The sequence below is a fragment of the Candidatus Igneacidithiobacillus taiwanensis genome, assembly GCF_031962545.1.
Classification (GTDB): Bacteria; Pseudomonadota; Gammaproteobacteria; order Acidithiobacillales; family Acidithiobacillaceae; genus Igneacidithiobacillus; species Igneacidithiobacillus taiwanensis.
The window spans coordinates 1-3522 of the sequence record NZ_JAVRKK010000185.1 but is presented as its reverse complement, the minus strand read 5'-3'; the positions used below and the strand labels follow the sequence as shown (position 1 = coordinate 3522).

The window sequence follows — 3522 nt, the reverse complement described above, 5'->3', positions numbered from 1 at the left end:
CATCGGCAAAGTCTCCGCCGGCCTCAAGCACCAGTAAACCGGCCTCAACGGCGGGCCGGTTCACTTCCACGTTCGTGGCAGCCAGTAGCGCCCGGATCGCGCTAGCCACGTCGGCTTGCTGGAATCCATAGACGCGAAGCAGCACCCAAACGAATTCGCATAAACACGGCAGCGCGACCGCGATCAACTCGGCGTCGGTCAAGACTGCGGCGGCGACAGCCGCTTGTGCCGGATCGTCACATACAACAGCACGCACGAGGACGTTGGTATCGACTGCGACCCTCATCGCTTACCGGCCCACCCTTGAGCAGCCGCTTCGTTGATTTCCTCAAGGGTGGCAACCTTTTGCGTTTTGCCCGCAAGCATGCCGACAAAGCTGGCTATCGTCCCCGCAGGCCGCGCCGCCTTGAGCATGCCCCGACCATCTGGCAGCAAGTCCAACTCGATCTTATCGCCTGGCCTGATGCCGAGATGTTGCAGCACGTCTTTCCGAAACGTCACTTGTCCCCGCCTGGTCACGGTCAATATGGTCATGGTGATGTGCCCTCGCAATCTCGTGGGTTGATTCTCGACATAGTAATGCAAAAACGCCTTACTGTCACTTGGAACAGAAATGAACAAAGCCATCGCTCTGAATACGGTATTCCATATGCACCCGCCAACCAAAACGTCAGGCTGCAAACGCCATGCATGCGCGCATGGCAGCGGTTCAACCGCTGCGCGTGGGTTACCTTTGCGACGCGGCAACTAGCCAACATGGCCACTAGAATTGGTGTGAACTTTTTCACATTTGGTGCGGCGATGAAATCGGCTTACATGCGCTTTTTAAGCCTTGTGCGGATGGCAAGTTCGCTGCCTGGCATGCCTGCGCTCGACCCCGTTGAGGAACGGCTGCTCAACCAGTTCGCCTCCTTTTGGGGCAACGACTATCAGCCGACGGTGCTTGAAGCCCTCACGATTGACCCAGGCATCTCCCGACGCACCGTGCAGCGACGCATTGATGGCCTACGCGACAAGGGCATGATCCGCTACCAGTCCGATCCGAACGACCAGCGCATCAAACGCATTGCGCCAACCGATCTCGCCATCAAGTACTTTTCCCGCTACGATCAACTGCTGAATTCAGCGATCCAGAACAAGTAGTTTTGCACGCCGGCGCCAAATCCCGCTTCCCTCGCCCGACCCTCGCGGATGCGGGTGCTGCGGCCATCACGGCGTTGATCTGGATTGGCGCGTTTTACCTAAACGAATGGGTGTTCTTCTCCACCGAGAAGACGGCATTCGTCAACCTGATCTTCTTGCCAGCGGGTGTTCGCATTCTGGCCGTGCTGATTCTCGGCTGGCCTGCCGCGGTCGGCTTGTTCTTCGGCTCGCTCATCACGGCAGCACCCATCTGGCACCTGCCCGCAGCCATCATTCCTGGCGTCATCTCAGCGCTTGGCCCTGCCGCTGCCGTCTTCATCGGCACCCGTTCGATGCGTCTGCGCGACGACCTCAGCGGAATCAACGTACGACAAATGGCGCTGATCTCCATCGCGGACGGCCTGTTTAACGCGGTTCCGAGCAACCTGTTCTTCTGGGCGCAACATCGCATCGTGTCGCCCTGGGAGGACGTGCTGCCCATGTTCGTGGGTGATCTGCTAGGCACCTTTGCCCTGCTCTACGCCGGCGCATTCATGCTGCGCCTTGCCCTGAAACTGCGCTCGCAGTAGAGACGGCCACGCGCATCAACTTTCGGCATTTGGTTTGGGGCAAGGAGAGAGCAACTTGCGGTTGCGACAGCGCTTTCCTGCGCTATCATGGTGGCCACTCTGTCTACCAAGTGTGGCAGCACCAGAATTTAGATGCGCCGCACAACAGGCAAGGCGGATGTCGAATCCGAATCAGACGTCAATTGCGCAATTCCATTGCACGAATGAGGGCTACATCATGAAAAAAACGAAGGGATCATTTTTCCGCCACGTTCTCGGGGGGCTTGCTGCCATCGGCATCCTCACGGCGTTCGTTCCGGCAGCCACTGCTGGGTTGCCGACAAGCGGCACCTGCGGCATGCTGACAACGAGTCACCATTTATTCTTGAACGCCACCGGCACAATCAGCAACGGCAGTTATAAATCTAATGCGATCGGACCTAATAGCGTAGGTTTGTCATTGCTCGCGGAGATCAACTTCAGCAATAAAACCATTTATGTCAATGGCGTAGAAGCGTACAATAACAGTACCACTGGCGGCCCAACGAGTTATGTACCCGGTGCAAGCGGACAAGGCACGTTTACAGTGGTGAATAACGCGACAAAACTGCCAGACGTCACCCAGATTCAGGTAAATCTACCAGAAGGTACGAGGACTTTTAATCTTCTGCCTGTAAATTCCGGTAATACCATCCTAGTCCAGGAACAGGACGGGAATTTTGTTGGTGTCTGCCAGATGGAATAAGTTGCTGTCACGAAGCAGTGAACCATGAAAACAAAGAGAAAAATGCCATGAAACGAGCAAAAATCCTTGGGGCGGTTGCCCTGATCATGGGGACGCTGCTCCTCGCCGGGTGTGGGGGTGGAGGCGGTGGAGGTGGAAGCTCCACTGATATGGCAACCCAAAACTCTTCGGCAGCCACTGTTGCCGTCGTGACAACAGCCATGTAGTTGGGACGCCGTAAGAAACCCAATTTCGATCCGGGAAGAGTTGGATGGAAATAAGTTCAACCTAGCTTTCAATGAGAATGGCTGGAGAGCATTGTTCCGGAATCATGTGGTGCATTTAGACACTATCCTCGACAGTAACCGTCGATGCGACCGAGTAAAATTGAACACACACCGGATACGCATTTAAATTAAGTCCCGCTCAAGGCGGGACTTTTTGTTGGTGCCGATGGCGTCACGCCACCTTCGGCAAGTTCGTGAATAGGCGCGGTTGGCTCGGTTGCGAACAATAGGCACCTCTCCCCGCCGGGCAGGAAAAAGTCTCAACCACGCGCCTCGAGCTGCCCGGCGAGTTTTGCCGCCCGCTCTCTTGCCTCATCGCGCTCGGCTCGAGCTTGCGCGGCTTACTGCTTCATCTGCTCGGCGCAGCTCAAGCGGTCGGTGCAAGCCTCGAGCTTGGTCGCCATCACGGCAGCCTGCTGCTCAGCGGCGATGCGGGCCTGCTGCGCTTCGGTGAGTGCCGCACATCCTCGTATTCGGCCTGTTCAGTCTTGGCCGTTTGTGGGAGACCATGGCGCGGGCATGCCGTATTTGGTGCACAGGTCATTGATGGCCTCGCCTAAAAGCTCGTTGAGCCGCCGGTCGGTTTTTGCCTCGAGCATCTTGAGCGCCCGCCGCACTTCGGGCGCATAGTGCGCCCCGATCAAGACAGTGCCAGCTTTGCGCCGCCGCGCCGGTGCCGTAGCCGGAGCTGCGGTCTGCTGGAGCGCTGCGCTGAGCGCGCCCTGTGTTTTCACTTTTGCCATGGTGCGATCGACTTATAAGACGCTGGATATATATGAGTATAGAGTGATGATCTCTGCTGCCGCCTTGCCGCTGCTGT

Annotated in this window: 6 protein-coding genes; 3 read left to right on the top strand and 3 right to left on the bottom strand. The window is 57.0% G+C overall.

The annotated features are described in order from the left end of the window. Positions 1-286, bottom strand: a 286-nt coding sequence (locus RTI30_RS13350; protein ID WP_312284020.1) for a PIN domain-containing protein, incomplete at its 3' end; no start/stop codon positions are given. After that, positions 283-534 (bottom strand): AbrB/MazE/SpoVT family DNA-binding domain-containing protein, encoded by a 252-nt coding sequence (locus RTI30_RS13345; protein WP_312284019.1) that lies wholly within the window; start codon positions 532-534, stop codon positions 283-285. The genes RTI30_RS13350 and RTI30_RS13345, both read right to left, overlap by 4 nt. Positions 535-579: 45 nt before the next feature. On the opposite strand from RTI30_RS13345, the gene RTI30_RS13340 reads away from it, so the two are divergent. The 3 genes from RTI30_RS13340 to RTI30_RS13330 all read left to right on the top strand — a co-directional run bounded on the left by RTI30_RS13340 (position 580) and on the right by RTI30_RS13330 (position 2436). After that, the gene (locus tag RTI30_RS13340; protein WP_312284018.1) at positions 580-1143 is read left to right on the top strand and encodes a hypothetical protein; all 564 of its coding nucleotides are present in this window, start codon (positions 580-582) and stop codon (positions 1141-1143) included. Between the two features lie 2 nt (positions 1144-1145). Next, entirely contained in the window at positions 1146-1712 is a 567-nt protein-coding gene (locus RTI30_RS13335) for a hypothetical protein (protein ID WP_312284017.1), read from the top strand. A gap of 217 nt (positions 1713-1929) precedes the next feature. Next, positions 1930-2436: a hypothetical protein gene (locus RTI30_RS13330; protein ID WP_312284016.1), complete on the top strand. Its 507-nt coding sequence runs from the start codon at positions 1930-1932 to the stop codon at positions 2434-2436. 748 nt (positions 2437-3184) lie between these two features. On the opposite strand, the gene RTI30_RS13325 is transcribed toward RTI30_RS13330, so the two are convergent. Then, positions 3185-3445 (bottom strand): ribbon-helix-helix domain-containing protein, encoded by a 261-nt coding sequence (locus tag RTI30_RS13325; protein WP_312284015.1) that lies wholly within the window; start codon positions 3443-3445, stop codon positions 3185-3187. Positions 3446-3522 lie beyond the last annotated feature (77 nt).